At 72.5% G+C, this 15,191-nt stretch carries 16 protein-coding genes; 11 read left to right on the top strand and 5 right to left on the bottom strand.

The window, feature by feature from the left end; translation table 11 throughout:
• Positions 1-73 precede the first annotated feature (73 nt).
• From ACLJPY_RS32835 to ACLJPY_RS32860, 6 genes are read left to right on the top strand one after another with little or no spacing between them, the layout of a single operon-like run.
• Positions 74-856 carry an MBL fold metallo-hydrolase gene (locus ACLJPY_RS32835; protein ID WP_410594443.1) on the top strand — a complete coding sequence of 261 codons (783 nt, stop codon included), beginning with the start codon at positions 74-76 and terminating at the stop codon, positions 854-856.
• Positions 853-1,434: a DedA family protein gene (locus ACLJPY_RS32840; RefSeq protein WP_410594445.1), complete on the top strand. Its 582-nt coding sequence runs from the start codon at positions 853-855 to the stop codon at positions 1,432-1,434. The genes ACLJPY_RS32835 and ACLJPY_RS32840 overlap by 4 nt, the downstream gene beginning before the upstream one ends.
• Entirely contained in the window at positions 1,431-3,545 is a 2,115-nt protein-coding gene (locus ACLJPY_RS32845) for a phage holin family protein (RefSeq protein ID WP_410594447.1), read from the top strand. The genes ACLJPY_RS32840 and ACLJPY_RS32845 overlap by 4 nt, the downstream gene beginning before the upstream one ends.
• Positions 3,542-3,772: a glutaredoxin domain-containing protein gene (locus ACLJPY_RS32850; protein ID WP_410594449.1), complete on the top strand. Its 231-nt coding sequence runs from the start codon at positions 3,542-3,544 to the stop codon at positions 3,770-3,772. The genes ACLJPY_RS32845 and ACLJPY_RS32850 overlap by 4 nt, the downstream gene beginning before the upstream one ends.
• The gene (locus ACLJPY_RS32855) at positions 3,769-3,999 is read left to right on the top strand and encodes a ferrous iron transport protein A (protein WP_410594451.1); all 231 of its coding nucleotides are present in this window, start codon (positions 3,769-3,771) and stop codon (positions 3,997-3,999) included. The genes ACLJPY_RS32850 and ACLJPY_RS32855 overlap by 4 nt, the downstream gene beginning before the upstream one ends.
• Before the next feature lie 10 nt (positions 4,000-4,009).
• Positions 4,010-4,750, top strand: a complete 741-nt coding sequence (locus ACLJPY_RS32860; protein ID WP_410594453.1) for a class I SAM-dependent methyltransferase — start codon at positions 4,010-4,012, stop codon at positions 4,748-4,750.
• Here the strand turns inward: ACLJPY_RS32860 and ACLJPY_RS32865 are convergent.
• Positions 4,728-5,522: a TetR/AcrR family transcriptional regulator gene (locus tag ACLJPY_RS32865; protein WP_410594455.1), complete on the bottom strand. Its 795-nt coding sequence runs from the start codon at positions 5,520-5,522 to the stop codon at positions 4,728-4,730. The two genes, ACLJPY_RS32860 and ACLJPY_RS32865, sit on opposite strands and share 23 nt — an antisense overlap.
• Before the next feature lie 77 nt (positions 5,523-5,599).
• Between ACLJPY_RS32865 and ACLJPY_RS32870 the strand changes: the two genes are divergently transcribed.
• Genes ACLJPY_RS32870 through ACLJPY_RS32880 form a run of 3 tightly spaced genes read left to right on the top strand, consistent with a single transcriptional unit; the run spans position 5,600 to position 9,536 of the window.
• Complete coding sequence (locus tag ACLJPY_RS32870) at positions 5,600-7,873, top strand: ATP-binding cassette domain-containing protein (RefSeq protein ID WP_410594457.1); 2,274 nt, start codon at positions 5,600-5,602, stop codon at positions 7,871-7,873.
• Complete coding sequence (locus tag ACLJPY_RS32875) at positions 7,870-8,679, top strand: siderophore-interacting protein (RefSeq protein WP_410594459.1); 810 nt, start codon at positions 7,870-7,872, stop codon at positions 8,677-8,679. Before ACLJPY_RS32870 ends, ACLJPY_RS32875 begins: the two co-directional genes overlap by 4 nt.
• Positions 8,664-9,536, top strand: coding sequence for a phosphotransferase family protein (locus ACLJPY_RS32880; RefSeq protein ID WP_410594461.1), 873 nt, complete (start codon positions 8,664-8,666; stop codon positions 9,534-9,536). Before ACLJPY_RS32875 ends, ACLJPY_RS32880 begins: the two co-directional genes overlap by 16 nt.
• Here ACLJPY_RS32880 and ACLJPY_RS32885 read toward each other — a convergent pair whose 3' ends face one another.
• The 3 genes from ACLJPY_RS32885 to ACLJPY_RS32895 form a co-directional block, all read right to left on the bottom strand.
• Positions 9,537-10,700, bottom strand: coding sequence for a cytochrome P450 (locus ACLJPY_RS32885; RefSeq protein WP_410594635.1), 1,164 nt, complete (start codon positions 10,698-10,700; stop codon positions 9,537-9,539).
• 97 nt (positions 10,701-10,797) lie between these two features.
• Positions 10,798-11,361, bottom strand: a complete 564-nt coding sequence (locus ACLJPY_RS32890) for a TetR/AcrR family transcriptional regulator (protein WP_410594463.1) — start codon at positions 11,359-11,361, stop codon at positions 10,798-10,800.
• 121 nt (positions 11,362-11,482) lie between these two features.
• The gene (locus tag ACLJPY_RS32895) at positions 11,483-12,187 is read right to left on the bottom strand and encodes an SDR family oxidoreductase (RefSeq protein ID WP_410594465.1); all 705 of its coding nucleotides are present in this window, start codon (positions 12,185-12,187) and stop codon (positions 11,483-11,485) included.
• Between the two features lie 100 nt (positions 12,188-12,287).
• Between ACLJPY_RS32895 and ACLJPY_RS32900 the strand changes: the two genes are divergently transcribed.
• Positions 12,288-12,773, top strand: a complete 486-nt coding sequence (locus ACLJPY_RS32900) for a winged helix-turn-helix transcriptional regulator (protein ID WP_410594467.1) — start codon at positions 12,288-12,290, stop codon at positions 12,771-12,773.
• 231 nt (positions 12,774-13,004) lie between these two features.
• Positions 13,005-14,162: an AAA family ATPase gene (locus ACLJPY_RS32905; protein ID WP_410594469.1), complete on the top strand. Its 1,158-nt coding sequence runs from the start codon at positions 13,005-13,007 to the stop codon at positions 14,160-14,162.
• Positions 14,163-14,169: 7 nt separating this feature from the next.
• Here the strand turns inward: ACLJPY_RS32905 and ACLJPY_RS32910 are convergent, their stop codons facing one another.
• On the bottom strand, positions 14,170-15,174 hold the full coding sequence (locus ACLJPY_RS32910; RefSeq protein ID WP_410594471.1) for a LacI family DNA-binding transcriptional regulator: 1,005 nt from the start codon (positions 15,172-15,174) through the stop codon (positions 14,170-14,172).
• Positions 15,175-15,191 lie beyond the last annotated feature (17 nt).

Below are 15,191 nucleotides of genomic sequence, written 5' to 3' on the forward strand. Positions count from 1 at the left end.
CGCCCGTCACACGCGGGCGTTGCCCTGGCCACTCCGCCGGGCGTTCGGGGCCGGCGGAGGTGATACTCGGGGCGTGAGCGGCTTCAGCCTTCGGTTCCTCGGCCATTCGACCGTCCGCCTGGAACTCGGCGGCCGGGTCGTGCTGACCGACCCCGTGCTCACCAAGCGCGTCGGCGGGCTCGTCCGGATCGTTCCGCCGCCGCCACGCGAGACCTACGCCGACGTCGACCTCGTCCTGCTCTCGCACCTGCACGGCGACCACTTGCACCTGCCGTCGCTGAAGCTGCTGGGCAGGCGCACCCGGATCGTCGTCCCGCGCGGCGCCGGGAAGTGGCTCGCCAAGAAGGGTTTCCCCCACGTCGAAGAGATCGCGCCCGGCGAGACGCTCACCGACGGCGGCCTCACCGTCACCGCCACCGAGGCCGTCCACTCCGGACACCGGTGGGGCCCGCGGCTGACCCACGGCCCGCAGAGCCCGGCCCTCGGCCACCTGCTGGAGAGCGACGGCCGCAAGGTCTACAACGCCGGCGACACCGACCTCTTCGACGGCATGCGGGACCTCGGCCCGGTCGACGTCGCCCTGCTGCCCGTCTGGGGCTGGGGGCCGAACCTCGGCCCCGGCCACCTCGACCCCGCCCGCGCCGCGCGGGCCGCCGCGCTGGTCCGGGCCCGGGCCGCCGTCCCGGTGCACTGGGGCACCCTCGCCCTCCCCGGCCTCCGGCGCACCACGCGGATGCGGCGGCTGCTCGCCGACCCGCCGCGCGTGTTCGCCGCCGAAGCCGACGGCGACACCGAAGTGCTCTTCACCGAACCCGGCGCCGCCGTCGCCCTGCCCGCGCCGCGGGACCGCGCGTGAACTGGACCGACCCCGCCGCCATCGGCTACCCGGCCGTGTTCGGTGGCGTGCTGCTCGGCTCGATCGTCCCCGTCGTGCCCACCGGTGCGGTGGTCGGCGCCGCGGCCGCCGTCGCCACCACCACCGGCCACCTGTCCCTGCCGCTGGTGATCGTGCTCGCCACCCTGGGCGCCTACGTCGGCGACGTCGTGACGTTCGGCATCCCGCGCCTGGGCAGCGAAGCCGCGTTCCGCTGGATCAGCCGCCGCCAGCCCGCCGAACGGCTCGAGAAGGCCCGCGAGCAGTTCGCCCGCCGCGGCTGGCAGCTCGTGGTGATCGGCAGGCTCGTCCCGGCCGGGCGCATCCCGGTGCTGCTCGCGGCGGCCGCGCTGAGCTACCCGTGGCGGCGCCTGCTGCCCGCCGCGCTCGGCGCGTGCGTGCTCTGGGCGTGCGCGTACGCCGTGCTCGGCATCGTCAGCGGCGGCATCTTCGACTCGCCCGTCATCGCGACGCTGCTGGCGACGGTGCTGGTCCTGCTGGTCACCGTGCTGCTGAATCTGGCCGCCCGGTGGCGGCGCAGGACCAAGGAGCGCGTGTGACGACGTCCGCCCCGAAGGGCCGGCTGCTGCGCGGCGGCCGGGCCGTCGCCCGCGCGGTCGGGGTGTGGATCGCGGTGACCGGCGCCCTGCGCCTGCTCGACGCGCTGCTGCCCGGCTTCCGGATGACGCACTGGTGGCAGCCGGCGGTCTGCGCGCTGCTGCTCGGCCTGCTCGCCGCCGTCGGCTGGCCGCTGGTCATGCGGATCGCCTACCCGCTGGCGTTCTTCACCTTCGGCCTCTTCGGGTTCCTGCTGCTCGGCGCCGGCACCCTCGCCGTCTTCCGGACCGTGCCCGGCGTCGAGGTCGCGGGGTTCCGGACGGCGGTGATCGTCACCCTCGCCATGGCCGCCGTCGGCGCGCTCATCTCCAGCCTGCTGGCCGTCGACGAAGACGAGATCTTCTTCCGCCGCGCCGCCCGCCGTCGACGGCGCCACCGCCGCCACACCCCCGCCGCCGAGGCCGCGGACCAGCCGCCCGGCGTGCTGTTCCTGCAGATCGACGGCCTCGGGTACGACACCGTCCGCCGCGCGGTCCGCGACGGCGACATGCCGACGTTCGCCGCCTGGCTCGCCGAGGACAGCCACGCGCTGACCCGGTGGCACACCGACTGGAGCTCGCAGACCGGCGCGAGCGTCTGCGGCATCCTGCACGGCTCCAACCACGACATCCTCGGGTTCCGCTGGTACGAAAAGGACCGCGACCACGTGATGGCGTGCGCGCACCCGGCCGACGCGGCCGAGATCGAGCGGCGGCACTCCGACGGGCGCGGCCTGCTGTCCGGCGACGGCGCGAGCCGCGGCAACCTGTTCTCCGGCGACGCCGCCCACGTCAGCCTCACCATGAGCTCGATCCCGGTGCTGGTGCCGAAGAAGCTGCTGCGCCGCCACCGCGACCGGCTCGGCGCGGGCTACTACGCCTACTTCGCGAACCCGGTCAACGCGCTGCGCACGTTCGCCGTCGCGCTCGCCGACGTCTTCCGCGAGATCAGCGCGTCCGTGCGCCAGCGCCGCGCCGGCGTCGTCCCGCGGATCCCGCGCGGCGGCTGGTACCCGCTGGCCCGGCCGGGCACGACGGTGATCGCGCGTGACGTCGTCGTGTCGGCCATCCTCGGCGACATGCTCGCCGGGCGGCCGGTGGTGTACGCGGACTTCCTCGGCTACGACGAGGTCGCGCACCACTCCGGCATCGAGCGGTTCGACACGCTGTCGGTGCTGCGCTCGATCGACCAGCAGATCGCCCGGCTGCACCGGGCGAGCCGGCTGGCTCCGCGCCGCTACCACCTGGTCGTCCTGTCGGACCACGGCCAGACCCAGGGCCAGGCGTTCTCGCAGCGGTTCGGCGAGACGATCGAGGCGTACGTCGGACGGCTGTGCGGTGGTTCGCCGCCGCCGTCGGCGGGGAAGCGGCGGCAGGCCGAGAGCTGGCAGATCAACGCCGCCCTGGCGGAGGCGACGACGAGCGGCGGCCTGATCGCGCGCCGGCTGCGCGCCCGCGTGGAGGACGCCGAGTGCGCCGGAGACTCGCCGCGCACGACGTCCGGCTCCCCCGGCGCGGTCACCCGCGTGGCGCCCGGCGTGGTCGTGGTCGTGTCCGGGCACCTGGCGATGGTCTCGTTCACCGAGCACGAAGGCCGCGTCGAGCTGGAGACGATCGAGCGGGAGTTCCCCGACCTGCTGCCGTCCCTGGTGGACCACCCGGGTGTCGGGTTCCTGCTGGTCTCGAGCCGCGAGTTCGGCCCGGTGGTGCTGGGCCGCGACGGCCTGCACCGGCTGGCGTCGGGCGTCGTCATCGGCGAAGACCCGCTGCTGCCGTACGGCCCGCACGCGGCGGACCTGATCCGGCGGGTCGACACGTTCCCGCACTGCGCGGACGTGATGATCAACAGCCGCTACGACCCGGACTCCGACCAGGCATCGCCGTTCGAGACGCACGTGGGCTCGCACGGCGGGCTGGGCGGGCCGCAGCAACGCGGGTTCGTGGTGCACCCGCGCGAGCTGGCGTTCCCGGGCGAGGTCGTGGGCGCCGAAGCCCTGCACCGGGTGTTCCGCGGCTGGCTGGCAGAGTTGGGCCACCCGGCGCCGTCGCCGGAAATCTCGGAGGTGGTTTCGTGAAGCTGACAGTGTACGGCGCGAGCTGGTGCCCGGACGTCAAGCGCAGCCGCGCGCTGCTCGACCGCGAAGGCGTCGAATACTCCTATGTGGACGTCGAAGCGGACGCGGCCGCGGAGCAGCGGGTCCGCGAGCTGCAGGACGGCGCGCGCCGGATCCCGACCATCGTGTGGGAGGACGGTTCGTTCCTGGTCGAGCCGTCGGACGCCGAGCTGAGCGCGCGCCTGTGAAGCTGCTGCGGGAACTGCCGCTGGGCACGCGGGTCGTGGTGCGCTACCGCGTCGAGGGCGGCTTCACCGACGCACTCGGCGACCTGGTCGCCCGAGACGAATCGACGTGCACGGTGGACACCAGGCGCGGCCCGGTCGTGGTGGCGTTGGCCGCCGTGACCCTCGCCAAGCCCGTCCCGCCGCCGCCGGTGCGGAAATCGGGTGGCGGCCCACCGCCGGCTGAGTGACCATCGGAGCATGTTCGACGAACTGGTGGCCGAGGCCGACGCGGTGTCCGTCGACGGCTGGGACTTCTCCTGGCTCGACGGCCGGGCCACCGAAGCCCGCCCGTCCTGGGGCTACCAGCGGCTGCTGGGCGAACGCCTCGGCCTGGTGCGGGCCGCCCTCGACCTCGAGACGGGCGGCGGCGAGGTCCTGGACGGCTGCCCGGCCCTGCCGCCGCTGACGGTCGCGACCGAGTCCTGGCCCCCGAACGTCCCCCGCGCGGCGGCCCGGCTGCGGCCGCGCGGAGCCACCGTCGTGGCCACCGCGGGCTTCCCCTTCGCGGACAACGCGTTCGACCTCGTCAGCAGCCGCCACCCGGTGACGACCGACTGGCGCGAGATCGCCCGCGTCCTGCGCCCGGGCGGGAGCTACTTCTCCCAGCAGGTCGGCCCGGCGAGCGTGTTCGAGCTGGTCGAGTTCTTCCTCGGTCCGCAACCTGAAGAGGGCCGCAACAGCCGCCACCCGGACCGGGCGGTGGCGGCGGCCACGCAGGCCGGCCTGGAGGTGACGGACCTGCGCTCGGAGTCGCTGCGCACCGAGTTCTTCGACATCGGCGCGGTGGTCTACTTCCTGCGCAAGGTGATCTGGATGGTCCCGGGCTTCACGGTCGAGCGGTACCGCGGCAAGCTGCGTGAGCTGCACGAGCTGATCGAGCGCGACGGCCCGTTCGTCGCCCACACGACGAGGTTCCTCATCGAGGCCCGGAAGCCTTGACGATCGCCGCTTCGACGCCGTCCAACAGCAGCTCCAGGCCCGCCTCGAACGACAGCCGCGCTTCGCGCTCCAAATACGGCTCCTCGGACGGTTCGTAGGCCCCTTCGGCGCCCAGCCGGGCCACCGTCGGGAACCGGGCCGGGAGGTCCGGGACCAGTTCCTCCAGCAGGGCCGAACGCGCGTACCACCAGTCCTCTTCGGACAGTCCCGTCTCCCGCGCCGCCTGGCGGGACTCCGCGGCCGCCTGGACCGAGCCGCGGACGACGTTGAACAGCGCCGCCACCACCCAGCGCACCCGCGGCAGCGGGAGCCCGGTCGGCGCCAGGACCGACAGCAGCGTCTCCTGGACGTGGAACTCCCCCGGCCCGAGCACCGGCCGCGCCGGCGAGACCTGCAGCAGCCACGGGTGGCGCAGGTGCAGGTCCCACAACGCGTCGGCCAGCGACAGCGCCGCCGAGCGCCAGCCCGCGGCGTCCGGGTACGACGACGGCAACTCGCCCAGCGTCCGGTCGTACATGAGGTCGACGAGCTCGGTCTTGCCCGGCACGTACGTGTACAGCGCCATCGCGGTGCGGCCGAGGCGTTCGCCCACCGCGCGCATGGACAGCGCCGCCATGCCTTCGGCGTCGGCGATTTCGATCGCCGCCGCCACGATCGCCTCGACCGACAGCCCCGGTTTGGGGCCCGGTCCCGTGCGCGGGGCCACCACCCGCGGCCCCCACAGCAGCTCCATGGACCGCCGGGCGTCGCCCTGACCCGCGAAGACGACCACCTTGCCGACTCCTTACACCCTAAAGTAATGTAGCCTGAAGAATCACTTTACAGCCTAAAGTATCAAAGAAGGACGGTATGACCTCACCCAGGCGGGCCGCCGACACCCACGACGTGATCCAGGTCCGGGGCGCCCGGGAGAACAACCTGACCGGCGTCGACCTGGACATCCCGAAGCGACGGCTGACGGTGTTCACCGGCGTCTCGGGCTCCGGCAAGTCGTCGCTGGTCTTCGGCACCATCGCGGCCGAGTCGCAGCGGATGATCAACGAGACCTACAGCGCCTTCCTCCAGTCGTTCATGCCGAGCCTCTCGCGCCCGGACGTCGACCTGCTGGAGAACCTGAGCGCCGCCATCGTCGTCGACCAGGAACGGATGGGCGCGAACTCGCGGTCGACGGTCGGCACCGCGACCGACGCCTACGCGATGCTGCGGATCGCCTTCTCCCGGCTCGGCGATCCGTACGTCGGCACGTCCGGGGCGTTCAGCTTCAACCTGCCCGAAGGCATGTGCCCGGCCTGCGAGGGCCTCGGCCGGGTCTCGGACCTCGACGTGACCGCGCTCCTCGACTTCGACCGCTCCCTCAACGAGGGCGCGATCCAGGTGCCGGGGTTCACGCCGGACACCTGGTACGTGCAGACCTACCTCTCCTCCGGCTTCTACGACCCGGACACGAAGATCCGGGACTTCACGCCGGAGCAGCTCGACGCCCTGCTGCACCGCGACTCCTGCAAGGTGAAGGTCGGCAAGACCAACGTCACCTACGAAGGTCTCGCGGTGAAGGTCCGGCGGCTCTACCTGCACAAGGACGTCGAGTCGCTGCAGCCCAAGCTGCGCGCCTTCATCGAGAAGGCCGCCACCTTCGCCACCTGCGGCGAGTGCGGGGGCGCGCGGCTGAACCAGGCCGCGCTGTCGGCGAAGATCGACGGCCGGAACATCGCCGACTGCGCCGCCATGCAGATCAGCGACCTCGCCGAGTTCGTGCGCACCCTCGACGCGCCGTCGATCCGGCCGCTGCTGGGCAACCTGCGTGACACGCTCGACTCGCTGGTCGAAATCGGCCTCGGCTACCTCTCGCTCGACCGCGAATCCGCGACGCTGTCGGGCGGCGAGGCCCAGCGCGTGAAGATGGTGCGGCACCTGGGTTCCAGCCTCACCGACGTCACCTACGTCTTCGACGAGCCGACCGTCGGGCTGCACCCGCACGACATCGAGCGGATGAACAACCTCCTGTTGTGCCTGCGGGACAAGGGGAACACGATCCTGGTCGTCGAGCACAAGCCGGAGACCATCCGGATCGCCGACCACGTCGTCGACCTCGGTCCCGGCGCGGGCGCCGACGGCGGGCGGCTCTGCTACACCGGCAGCGTCGACGGCCTGCGCGCGTCCGGCACGCTCACCGGGCGCCACCTCGACCACCGGGTCACGCTGCGGGACGAGGTCCGCACGCCGACCGGGCACGTGTCCATCACCGGCGCGAAACTGCACAACCTGCGGGACGTCAGCGTCGACGTGCCGCTCGGCGTCCTGACCGTCGTCACCGGCGTGGCCGGCTCCGGGAAGTCGTCGCTGGTCCACGGCTCCTTGGCCCACCGCGACGACGTCGTCGTGGTCGACCAGTCGGCGATCCGCGGGTCCCGCCGGTCCAACCCGGCGACCTACACCGGCCTGCTCGACCCGATCCGCGCGGCGTTCGCCAAGGCCAACGGGGTCAAGGCCAGCCTGTTCAGCGCCAACTCCGAGGGCGCCTGCCCGAAGTGCAAGGGCCTCGGCGTGCTCTACACCGACCTGGCGATGATGGCCGGGGTCGCGTCCGTGTGCGAAGAGTGCGAGGGACGGCGGTTCACCCCGAAGGTGCTGACCTACGAGCTGCGCGGCAAGAACATCGGCGAGGTGCTGGCGATGTCCGTCGCCGAGGCACGCGAGTTCTTCGCCGGCGGCAACGCGCGGACGGTCCTCGACCGCCTCGCCGACGTCGGCCTCGGCTACCTCACGCTCGGGCAGCCGCTGACCACGCTCTCCGGCGGCGAGCGGCAGCGGCTGAAGCTGGCGATCCGGATGGCGGAACGCGGGTCGACGTACATCCTCGACGAGCCGACGACCGGTTTGCACCTGGCCGACGTCGACCAGCTGCTGGCGCTGCTCGACCGGATCGTCGACGCGGGCAACACGGTGATCGTCATCGAGCACCACCAGGCCGTGATGGCCCACGCCGACTGGCTGATCGACCTCGGTCCGGGCGCCGGTCACGACGGCGGCCGGGTCGTCTTCGAAGGCACGCCGGCTTCGCTGGTGGCCGACGCCACCACGTTGACCGCCCGCCACCTGCGCGAATACCTGGGGAAGCCGTGAACCCGACCGGTCTGCTCGAAGTGACGGCGGTCCGGCGGGTGACCCCGCGCGTGGTGCGCGTGACGTTCACCGGCGACGGGCTGGCCGACCTGCAGCCGTGGCCGGACCAGCAGCTCAAGCTCCTGTTCCCGCCACCGGGCCACCCGGTCCGGCTGCCGTCGGCCGACGACGACGTCATGCGCTGGTACCAGGCGTACCTGGCGATCCCGGCCGAGGAACGCCCGGTCATGCGCAGCTACACCGTGCGCGGCCGGACGCGGGAGACCATCAACGTCGACTTCGTGCTGCACCCGGGTCCGGCGGGACCGGCCACGGCGTGGGCGTTCCAGGCTGCCCCGGGGGACGTCCTCGGCCGGTACGGCCCGGACCCGGCCTACCGCCGTCCACTGTCCACAGCAGACACGCTGCTGTGCGCGGGCGACGAGACGGCCATCCCCGCGATCGCCTCTCTTCTGTCCGAAGTGGACAATGCCGTGGTCTTCGTCGAGGTCGCGGACACGGCCGAGGAGCAGCCGCTGCCCGGGGTGCGGTGGGTGCACCGCGACGGCGCCGAACACGGGAGCCGTCTGCTGGCGGCCGTGCGCGGCGTGACGCTGCCGGCGGGCTCGGCGGCGTGGCTGGCCGGGGAGGCGTCGACGGTCCGCGCGCTGCGGCGGCACCTCGTGGAGCGCGGGCTGGCCAAGAGCGACATCGAATTCACCGGCTACTGGCGGCGCAGGCTGACCCAGGACGACGCCCCGACCCCGGAAGACCTGGCCGACGCGGCGGAGAAGCTGGGAGACTCGGCCGGGTGGAGGGGCAACTGAGGGCATCGGGCATCGACCCGGCTTCGGTGGTGGCGGCCGAGGACCTGGGCGGCGGGACGTACAACCGGGCGGTCCGGCTGCGCCTGGCGGACGGACGGCGGCTGGTGCTCAAGATCGCGCCGTCCGTGCCCGGCCTGACCTACGAGCACGACCTGCTGGCGACGGAGGCGGCCTACTACCGCCTGGCGTCCGGGCCGCTGCCGTCGGTGGTGGGCGCGGGCCCGGGGTTCCTGCTGATGACGGAGGTGCCGGGGACGCCGTGGTCGCAGGTGCCCGGCACCGGCCCGCACCTGCGCCGCGAACTGGGCGCGATCGTGGCGGCGCTGCACGAGACGACCGGCGCCGGGTTCGGCTACCTCCAGGACCCGCTGCACCCGACGTGGTTTTCGGCGTTCACGGCGATGGTGGACGCGATCCTGGCCGACGCCGTCCGGTACGGCGTGCGCCTGCCGCGCCCGGCCGCGGAGATCGCCCACCTCGTGCGGCGCCACGAGCCGCTGCTGGAGCTGGTCACCACGCCGGTCCTGGTCCACTTCGACCTGTGGCGGGGCAACATCCTGGTGGACGGCGACCGCGTCTCGGGCATCGTGGACGCCGAGCGGGCGTTCTGGGGCGACCCGGTGGCGGAGTTCGTCTCGCTGACGCTGTTCCACGACCTGGACGCGCCCCTGCTCGAGGGGTACGGCCGGGCCCGCTTCGACGCGCCCGCCCGCCGCCGGCTCACGTTGTACCGGGTGTACCTGGGCCTGATCATGCTGGTGGAAATGGTGCCGCGCCACGACACGGACGCCGACCGGGCGCGGTTCGTCTCGGAGTGGCTGGCGGAGAACCTCGACGCGGCCCAGCGGGCGGTGTGATCACCAGGTGACCGGCAGGCTGTGCACGCCGTACACCAGCATGTCGTCCTTGAACGCCAATTCCTCCATCGGCACCGCAAGCCGCAGTCCCGGAATCCGGCGGTACAGCGTTCCGTAGACGACCTGGAGCTCGACCCGCGCCAGCGTCTGGCCGAGGCACTGGTGCACGCCGTAGCCGAACGCCACGTGGTGGCGGGCCTCGCGCGTCACGTCGAGGCGGTCGGGGTCCTCGAACACCGATTCGTCGCGGTTGGCCGCGTCGCCGGCCGCGATGATGCCTTCGCCCGCGCGGATGGTCTCGCCGCCCAGCTCGATGTCCGCGGTCGCCACCCGGCGGCGGCCCGTGTGCGTGATGTTCAGGTAGCGCAACAGCTCTTCGACCGCGCGGCGCAGCAGGTCCGCGTCGCCCGAGCGCACCAGCTCCAGCTGGTCCGGGTGCGCCAGCAGCGCGACCGTGCCGAGGGCGATCATGTTCGCCGTCGTCTCGTGGCCGGCCACCAGGAGCAGCTGGCCCGTCGACGCGACCTCTTCGGCGGTCATCTTCCCGGTCGCGTACTGCGTGCGCGCCAGCTTGCTCAGCACGTCCGCACCCGGCGCGGACACCTTGCGCTCGACCAGAGCGCCGAGGTACGCCAGCAGCTCCTCGGTGGCCTGCACCGCCTCCGCCGGGGTCGCCGTCCTCGACACCATGATCTTCGTGATGTCCTGGAACAGCTCGCGGTCTTCGTACGGCACGCCGAGCAGTTCGCAGATCACCAGCGACGGCACCGGCAACGCGAACGCCGTCACCAGGTCGACCGGCTTCGGACCGGCCAGCAAGCCGTCGACCAGGTCGTCGACGATCCGCTGGACCGCCGGGCGCAGCGCCTCCATCTTCTTCACCAGGAAGTCGCCGGTCAGCAGCTTGCGCCGGCCGGCGTGCTCGGCGCCGTCCATGGTGATGAACGACTTGGCCCGGTGGCGGCGGGCCGCCGAAGCCGCGCTCTGGTGCGGGTAGCCCGGGTGGTCGGAGTCGGCGCTGACGCGCGGGTCCCGCAGCAGCGCGCGGACGTCGGCGTAGCGGGTCACCAGCCACGGCGTGCTGTCGTTCCACAAGCGCACCCGGGACACTCCGGGCAGCTCGCGCAGTTCGGCGGGCGGGTCGAACGGACACCGCCGGGTCATCGGAAACGCGGGCACGCCGTCCACCGGAACCTCCCGGAGCTGCCGGAAATTTACATAGCAATGCTAAGCATTCCGAGGGCCGCGCACCACCGTCCGATCAGGCGAACACGAGCGACACGAGTTCGTCGACGAACGGCTCCACCAGCTCGGCCCCGGTCCGGTTCAGTGCGCTGTGGAACAGCGCGACCCGCCCGTGCGCGCCGACGAACACGACCGCCGCCGCGCGGCCCGGCGTCACCCGCAGCTCGTGGCCCGCCTCGACGCACCGCTCGAACCCGGCCGTCAGCCGGTCGATCACGTCGAGGAGCGGGCCTTCCGGGCGGGCGCCGGGCTCCACATTGGACGCGCCGTTCGCGAGCATCAGCCGGTAATGCCCCGGATTCTGCATCGCGAACGCGCAGTACGCGTGAATCTGCGCGCGGATCCGGCCGACGGGGTCGGATTCGCCGATTGCCGCCTCCGCCGCGCGCATGGAATCGGCCAGCCGGGCGTATTCGTGGTCGAGCAAACCGCGGACCAATTCCGCACGATCGGAGAAATGCTGGTAGATGCTCGCCGGGGCGATGCCGACGGCGCGGGCGACGCCGCGGATCGTCAGGCCGTCCTCGCCGCCGAGCTCGGCGAGCAACCGCCCGGCCGCGGCCAGGATCTCACCGCGCAACCGTTCGCCTTCACCCCAGCGGTTCCTCGTTCGGCCCATTCCCGCTTTGACGCGTTCCGCCACCCGTCCATTCATACGCCCGCGGGTGCGACCGCGGTATTCCGGGGTCGAGAAAACGCCTTCAGGAAACCAGCGCCGGGTACAACCCGGTCACGTCACCGGAGAGCCCGGCCCGCACGTTCCGGCTGACGTCGTCGGCGAGCACCTCGAACCGTCCCTGCTCGACACCGTCCAAAGCGAGCCCCGCCACGATCGCCGGGTCGATCTTCGGGCCGTCGACGTCCTTGGCCATGTCGGTGTCCATGTACCCCACGTGCAGCGCCGTCACCTGCGTCTTCTGCGGCGCCAGCTCCAGGCGCAGCGCGTTGGTCAGCGACCAGGCCGCCGACTTCGCCGCGGAGTACGCCGCCACCTGCGGGGCGGTGAACCAGGAGAGCACCGACAGGACGTTGAGCACCGCGCCGCCGCCGTTGCGCTCGAGGACCGGCGCGAACTCGCGCGTGACGGCCAGCGTGCCGAAGTAGTGCGTGTCCATTTCCAGCCGGATGTCCTCGAGGGACCCGCCGAGCAGGGACGCGCCGGTGGACGAACCGGCGTTGTTCACCAGCAGCGTGACGTCGCCGGCGGTCCGGGCGGCCGCGCGGATCGACTCCGGGTCGGTGACGTCCAGCCGCAGCGGGACGACGCCCGGCAGGTCGATCGACTCCGGGTTCCGCGCGGCGGCGTACACCTTGGCCGCCCCGCGCTCCAGCAGGGCCGCGGCGAACCGCCGCCCGAGACCCCGGTTCGCTCCGGTGACCAGCGCCACCGCACCCGTGATGTCCATGACGAACTCCTCTCACACCTGGCTTGCTCGTTGCAAGTTAGCTACGGACGACAGTACGGCGTAAACTTGCTTGGAGCAAGTCAGGTGGAAGGGGTCACAGATGAGCCGACGCATCACGTGGGCGGACGCCGCTTGCCCGATCGCCCGCGCCGCCGACGTCCTCGGCGAGCCGTGGACGCTGCTGATCCTGCGCAACGCCACCGCGGGCACCACCCGGTTCGAGGACTTCCGCGCCCAGCTCGGCATCGCCGACAACGTGCTGACGACCCGGCTGGCCAAGCTCGTCGACCGCGGCCTGCTGACCAAGCTCCCCTACCGCGACGGCGGCCGGACCCGCCACGAGTACCGCCTGACGCAGGCCGGCTCGGACGCGCTGCCGGTGCTGCACGCCCTCGGCACGTGGGGGCACAACCACACCGCATCGGACGCCGAGCCGACAACACTGATCCACACCCGCTGCGACCAGGCGACCGCGCCGGGCGCGAAGTGCGACGCGTGCGGAAAGCCGCTGGCCAGGGGCGACCTCGCGTGGCGCGGTTCGTGGCTCAGCGACGGAGAAGTCCCGCTGGCCGAGCCAGTCGCCTGACCGACCCACACCTCCGAAGCCACGATCCCGGCCAAGCAAGACCAGGCATCACCCGTGATCAGACGGGCATCACCCGTGTTCGGAGAGGCATCACCCGTGATCGGACGGGCATCAGCCGTGATGCCCCTCGAATCACACGTGATGCCTCTCGGATCACGAGTGAGGCCCTCCCAGTCACGTGTGATGCCCTCCCCGACACGGGTGATATCCGGGCGCGGTTAAGTTCTGGGGATGCTCACCACGCTGGCCGTCGCGAACTACCGCTCGCTGCGCGACCTGGTGCTGCCGCTGGCCGGTCTGACCGTCGTCACCGGGCCCAACGGCAGCGGCAAGTCGAGCCTGTACCGGGCCCTGCGGCTGCTGGCGGACGCGTCCCGCAACGGCGCCGTGGCCGCGCTGGCGCGGGAGGGCGGGCTGCCGTCGACGCTGTGGGCCGGCCCGGAGAACGGCGTGCGGCGGGGCACCACGCGGGTCGAGGGCAAGGTGCACACGAAGGCCGTCGGGCTGCGGCTCGGCTTCGCGGGCGACGAGTTCGGCTACGCGCTCGACCTCGGCCTGCCGGTGCCGGGCAGGAAGACGGCGTTCAACCTCGACCCGGAGTTCAAGCGGGAAGCCGTGTGGTCGGGACCGGCGCTGCGGCCCTCGGCCCTGCTGGCGGACCGCGCCGGCCCGTCGGTCCGCACGCGCGTCGCCTCGGGTGCCTGGGGTGACGAGCGGTTCGAGATCCGGCTGACCGACAGCATGCTGAGCGAGTTCGCGGACCCGCGCGCGTGCCCGGAGCTGGTGGTGCTGCGCGAGCGCATCCGGTCGTGGCGGTTCTACGACCAGTTCCGCACCGACGCCGACGCCCCGGCCCGCCAAGCCCGCATCGGAACCCGCACGCCCGTGCTGTCCCACGACGGTGCCGACCTGGCGGCGGCCCTGCAGACGATCATCGAAATCGGCCGCGCGGCGGAGCTCGCGGAGGTGGTCGACGCGGCTTTCCCGGGTTCGACCGTCGAAGCGACGTCCCAGGAAGGCCTGCTGTCGGTTTCGTTCCACCAGCACGGCTTGCTGCGCCCGTTGTCGGCGGCGGAGCTTTCGGACGGGACGCTGCGCTTCCTGCTGTGGGTGGCGGCCCTGCTGACCCCGCGCCCGCCGGAACTGCTGGTGCTGAACGAACCGGAGACGAGCCTCCACCCCGATCTGCTCCCGGCCCTGGCCACGCTGATCGCGACGGCGGCGAAGGAGACCCAGCTGGTGGTGGTGTCCCACGCCCGGCCCCTGATCCGCGCGCTCGAGGAGGTGGCCGACGTGGCCACGGTGGAGCTGGAGAAGGAGTACGGCGAGACGAAAGTGGCCGGCCAGCGCCTGCTGGACCGGCCGTCCTGGCACTGGCCCGCCCGCTGACCGGGCCTCAGCGGCCGCCGGTGCTTTCGCGGACCTCCAGCGCGAACGGGGTCTGGATGTCCTGCGGCGGTGCCGTCGTGTCCCCGGTGATCCGCCGGTGCACGAGGTCCACCGCCGCCTCCGCCAGCGCCGTCTTGTCCGGGGCGATCGTCGTCAGCGAAGGCAGGGAGAATGCGCTCTCTTCGTTGTTGTCGAACCCCACGATCGCCACGTCCTGGGGCACCCGCAGCCCGAGTTCGGCCACCGCGCGCAGAGCGCCGATGGCCAGCAGGTCGTTGAAGCAGAACACCGCGTCCGGCGGCGAAGGCAGGGCCAGCAGCGACTTCATCGCCGCCGAGCCCACCGAGCGGTGCCACTTCTCCGCCGGGGCCACCAAAGCGTCCGAATAGGACAAACCGGCCTCGGTCAGCGCCGAGCGGTACCCCGCGAGCCGCTGTGACGACGTCCCGCGCGCCGGGTTCCGCCCGATCGCCGCGATCCGCTTCCGCCCCAGCGAGGCCAGGTGCGACACCGCCGTGCGCGCCGCCAGGACGTTGTCGATCGCCACGTGGTCGATCGGGACGTCCACCGCGTGCTCGCCCAGCATGACCAGCGGGATCCCGCCGGGATCCGTGGGGAAGTCCGCCGCCTCCAGGGCTTCCGGGTGCACCAGGGCCCCGTCGACCAGGTGCGGCCCCAGTGACGACAGCGTCTCGCGCTCCCGCGGCCGCGTCCCCTGCGTCTGTTCGATCAGGACGCTCCAGCCGCGCTTCTGCGCCGCCGTGATGACCAGGCCGGCCAGCTCGCCGAAGTACGGGATGGACAGCTCCGGCACCATCAGCGCCAGGAACCCGGTGCGGCCGCGGCGCAGGTTGCGGGCCCCGACGTTCGGCCGGTAACCGGTCGCCGCCAGGGCCTCTTCGACGCGCCGGCGGTTCTCCGGCTTGACGAAGGCGTAGCCGTTCACGACGTTCGACACCGTCTTCACCGACACTCCGGCGAGCGTGGCGACGTCCTTGAGCGTCACGGTCACGGGCGGCTCCTTCGGGA

Source organism: Amycolatopsis sp. lyj-23, from assembly GCF_046549135.1.
In the GTDB taxonomy this organism is placed as follows: Bacteria; Actinomycetota; Actinomycetes; order Mycobacteriales; family Pseudonocardiaceae; genus Amycolatopsis.